This window comes from Streptomyces sp. NPDC058955, from assembly GCF_042741435.1.
GTDB lineage: Bacteria > Actinomycetota > Actinomycetes > Streptomycetales > Streptomycetaceae > Streptomyces.
Map to the genome: position 1 here is coordinate 1 of NZ_JBHYKM010000225.1, position 4,224 is coordinate 4,224.

General features: G+C 73.5%; 4 protein-coding genes. All 4 read right to left on the minus strand.

The genetic code is table 11. From position 1 onward, the window contains the following. Window positions 1-45 precede the first annotated feature (45 nt). Window positions 46-1,494 carry a ribosome biogenesis GTPase Der gene (der, locus tag ACFW1I_RS38050; protein ID WP_384678654.1) on the minus strand — a complete coding sequence of 483 codons (1,449 nt, stop codon included), beginning with the start codon at window positions 1,492-1,494 and terminating at the stop codon, window positions 46-48. 77 nt (window positions 1,495-1,571) lie between these two features. Beyond that, window positions 1,572-2,258: a lysophospholipid acyltransferase family protein gene (locus ACFW1I_RS38055; RefSeq protein ID WP_384678657.1), complete on the minus strand. Its 687-nt coding sequence runs from the start codon at window positions 2,256-2,258 to the stop codon at window positions 1,572-1,574. Next, complete coding sequence (gene cmk / locus ACFW1I_RS38060; protein WP_384678660.1) at window positions 2,213-2,887, minus strand: (d)CMP kinase; 675 nt, start codon at window positions 2,885-2,887, stop codon at window positions 2,213-2,215. The genes ACFW1I_RS38055 and cmk overlap by 46 nt, the downstream gene beginning before the upstream one ends. A 151-nt stretch (window positions 2,888-3,038) precedes the next feature. Then, on the minus strand, window positions 3,039-4,127 hold the full coding sequence (locus ACFW1I_RS38065) for a prephenate dehydrogenase (RefSeq protein ID WP_384678663.1): 1,089 nt from the start codon (window positions 4,125-4,127) through the stop codon (window positions 3,039-3,041). Window positions 4,128-4,224 lie beyond the last annotated feature (97 nt).

Sequence of the window (4,224 nt, forward strand, 5' to 3'; positions counted from 1 at the left end):
GTCGTACGGTACGACTCCGGCCCTCGGCCGTCCGCTCGGCGCGGGTTACTTCTTCTTGCCGCGCTTCTCGCGGACGCGCACCGAGATGTGGATCGGGGTGCCCTCGAAGCCGAACTCCTCGCGCAGCCGGCGTTCGATGAAGCGGCGGTAGCCGGCCTCCAGGAAGCCCGAGGCGAAGAGCACGAAGCGCGGGGGCTTGGTGCCGGCCTGGGTGCCGAAGAGGATGCGGGGCTGCTTGCCGCCGCGGATCGGGTGCGGGTGGGCGGCGACGAGCTCGCCGAGGAAGGCGTTGAGCCGGCCGGTGGGGACGCGGGTCTCCCAGCCGGCGAGGGCGGTCTCGATCGCCGGGACCAGCTTCTCCATGTGGCGGCCGGTCTTCGCGGAGACGTTGACCCGGGGTGCCCAGGAGACCTGCTGCATCTCGGTCTCGATCTCGCGCTCCAGGTAGTAGCGGCGCTCCTCGTCGAGCTCGTCCCACTTGTTGTAGGCGATGACGATGGCGCGGCCGGACTCGACGGCCATCGTGATGATCCGCTGGTCCTGGACCGAGATGTTGTCGGTGGTGTCGATGAGGATGACCGCGACCTCGGCCTTCTCGACGGCCGCGGCCGTGCGGAGGGAGGCGTAGTAGTCGGCGCCGGCCTGGAGGTGGACCTTCTTGCGGATGCCGGCGGTGTCGACGAACTTCCAGGTCACGCCGCCGAGCTCGATCAGCTCGTCGACCGGGTCGCGGGTGGTGCCGGCCAGCTCGTTGACGACCACGCGGTCCTCGCCGGCGACCTTGTTGAGCAGGGAGGACTTGCCGACGTTGGGGCGGCCGATGAGGGCGATGCGGCGGGGGCCGCCGATGGCCTTGCCGAAGGTCTGCTCGGGGGCCTCGGGCAGCTTCCGCAGGACCTCGTCGAGGAGGTCGCCGGTGCCGCGGCCGTGCAGCGAGGAGACCGGGAACGGCTCGCCGAGGCCCAGGGACCACAGGGTGGCCGCGTCGGCCTCGCCGGACTGGCCGTCGACCTTGTTGGCGGCCAGCACGACCGGCTTGCCGGCGCGGCGGAGCAGCTTGACGACGGCCTCGTCGGTGTCGGTGGCGCCGACCGTGGCGTCCACGACGAAGAGGCAGGCGTCGGCGGCCTCGATGGCGTACTCGGCCTGGGTGGCGACGGAGGCGTCGATGCCGAGGACGTCCTGCTCCCAGCCGCCGGTGTCGACGACCTTGAAGCGGCGGCCGGCCCACTCGGCCTCGTAGGTGACGCGGTCGCGGGTGACGCCCGGCTTGTCCTCGACGACGGCCTCGCGGCGGCCGATGATGCGGTTCACCAGGGTCGACTTGCCGACGTTCGGACGGCCGACGACGGCGAGGACGGGGAGCGGGCCGTGGCCGGCCTCCTCGATCGCCTCCTCGACGGTCTCGGCGTCGAAGCCTTCTTCCGCGGCGAGCTCCATGAACTCCGCGTACTCGGCGTCGCCAAGTGCCCCGTGGTCGTGCTGGTCGTTCATGAAGTCCGTTCCTTGATCATTCGTGGTCGGTGGGATCCGACGGCGGGAGCCGTGGGGCCCACTACTCAGAGTGTCGCTCAGCGCCCGGTGAGGCGCCTGGCGTTTTTCAGGTGGTCGGTGAGGTGCTCCTGGATCCGGAGCGTGGCCTCGTCCAGCGCCTTGCGGGTACGCCGCCCGCTGCCGTCGCCGGCCTCGAAGGCGTCCCCGAAGACGACGTCCACCCGGCTGCGGAGGGCCGGAAGCCCCTTCACGAGCCGTCCGGGCCGCTCGGTGCTGCCCAGCACCGCGACCGGGACGATCGGGGCGCCGCTGCGGACGGCGAAGTAGGCGAGACCGGCGCGGAGCGAGGCGAAGTCGCCCTCGCCGCGGGTCCCCTCCGGGAAGATCCCGAGGACCCCGCCCTGCTCCAGCACGCCGAGCGCGTCGCCGATCGCCTTCCGGTCGGTGGAGTCGCGGTCGACCTTGAGCTGCCCGATGCCCTCCAGGAAGCCGCCCAGCGGCCCGACGAACGCTTCCTTCTTGATGAGGAAGTGCACGGGGCGCGGGGCGGTGCCCATGAGCATGGGGCCGTCGATGTTGTGCGCGTGGTTGACGGCGAGGATGGCGGGACCGGAGGCCGGGACCCGCCAGGCGCCGAGCACGCGCGGCTTCCAGAGGCCGTACATCAGCCCGATGCCGATGCGACGGCCGACGGCGGCCCCCTTCGCGGAGGGCTGGGTCACTTGCCGCCCGCCCGCTTCTCCTCCACCAGGGTGACGACGCACTCGATGACCTGGTCGAGGGTGAGCTCGGTGGTGTCGACCTCGACGGCGTCGCCGGCCTTGGCGAGCGGGGAGGTCTTGCGGCTGGAGTCCGCCGCGTCCCGCTTGACCAGGGCCTCCTGGGTGGCCCGCACGTCGGCGCCCTTCAGCTCGCCGGAGCGGCGGGCGGCACGGGCCTCGGGCGAGGCGGTGAGGAAGATCTTGAGGTCGGCGTCGGGGAGCACGGTGGTGCCGATGTCCCGGCCCTCGACGACGATGCCCTGCTCGGCCTCGCGGGCGATGGTCCGCTGGAGCTCGGTGATGAGGGCGCGGACCTCGGGGACGGCGCTGACCGCGCTGACCCTGGAGGTGACCTCCTCGGTCCGGATCGGACCGGAGGCGTCGGCGCCGTCGACCGTGATGGTCGGGCGGGACGGGTCGGTGCCGGAGACGATGACGGGCTTGCCGGCGGCGGAGGCGACGGCGTCGGCGTCGGTCACGTCCACACCGTTGCTGATCATCCACCAGGTGATCGCCCGGTACTGGGCACCGGTGTCCAGGTAGCTCAGCCCCAGCTTGGCGGCGACCGCCTTCGAGGTGCTCGACTTGCCCGTGCCGGAGGGGCCGTCGATGGCGACGATCACGGATTCCACGGTGAGGGGGACCTTCCTGGGTGGGCGGCGGCCCCGGCGGCAGTCCGGGACTCCTCTAAGGTTACCGAGTCCCCCACACCCGTCCGGCCCAACGTCCCCCGACCCCTCCCGCACCGGGGCGGCCCGGCGCACCGGCGCGGGCCGGCGGGGGTCAGGGCGTGCGGAGGGACCAGCCCTGGGACTGCAGGGACTGGGAGAGGGCGGGGGCCGCCTCGGGGGCGACCATGAGCTGGACCAGGCCCGCCTGCTGCCCGGTCGCGTGCTCGATCCGCACGTCCTCGATGTTGACCCCGGCCCGCCCCGCGTCCGCGAAGATGCGGGCCAGCTCGCCGGGGCGGTCGCTGATGAGCACCGCGACGGTCTCGTAGGCCGTGGGCGCGGCGCCGTGCTTGCCGGGGACCCGGGCCCGCCCGGCGTTGCCGCGCCGCAGCACGTCCTCGACGCCGGTGGCGCCGTCCCGCCGCTTCTCCTCGTCCGCGGACTGGAGCGCGCGCAGGGCGCGGACGGTCTCGTCGAGGTCGGCGGCGACGCCGGAGAGGACGTCGGCGACCGGCCCGGGGTTGGCGGAGAGGATCTCGATCCACATGCGCGGGTCGGACGCGGCGATCCGCGTGACGTCCCGGATGCCCTGCCCGCAGAGCCGTACGGCCGACTCCTCCGCCTCCTCCAGGCGGGCGGCGACCATCGAGGAGACCAGCTGCGGGGTGTGGGAGACGAGCGCGACCGCGCGGTCGTGGGCGTCGGCGTCCATGACGACGGGGACGGCGCGGCAGAGCGCGACCAGTTCGAGGGCCAGGTTGAGGACCTCGGTGTCGGTGTCCCGGGTCGGGGTGAGCACCCAGGGCCGGCCCTCGAAGAGGTCGGCGGTGGCGGCGAGCGGGCCGGAGCGCTCCTTGCCGGACATCGGGTGGCTGCCGATGTACGCGGTGAGGTCGAGGCCCAGGGCCGCCAGCTCCCGCTGCGGCCCGCCCTTGACGCTGGCCACGTCGAGGTAGCCGCGGGCGGCCCCGGCGCGCATGGCCTCGGCGAGGGTGGCGGCGACGTGCGCCGGCGGTACGGCGACGATCGCGAGGTCCACCCGGCCCTCGGGTTCCGTGTCGGTGCCCGCGCCGAGCGAGGCGGCGGTCCGGGCGCTCGCCGGGTCGTGGTCGCGCAGGTGGACCGTGACGCCCCGGCCGGCGAGGGCGAGTGCGGCGGAGGTGCCGATCAGTCCGGTTCCGATGACGAGCGCAGTTCTCACGGGGGATGTCCTTGGGGCGCGGGGCGGTAAGGGCCCAGCCTAGTCAGCCGCCGGGGGCACACGCGCGTGCGCCCGCCCTGCGAGACATGACCACGGG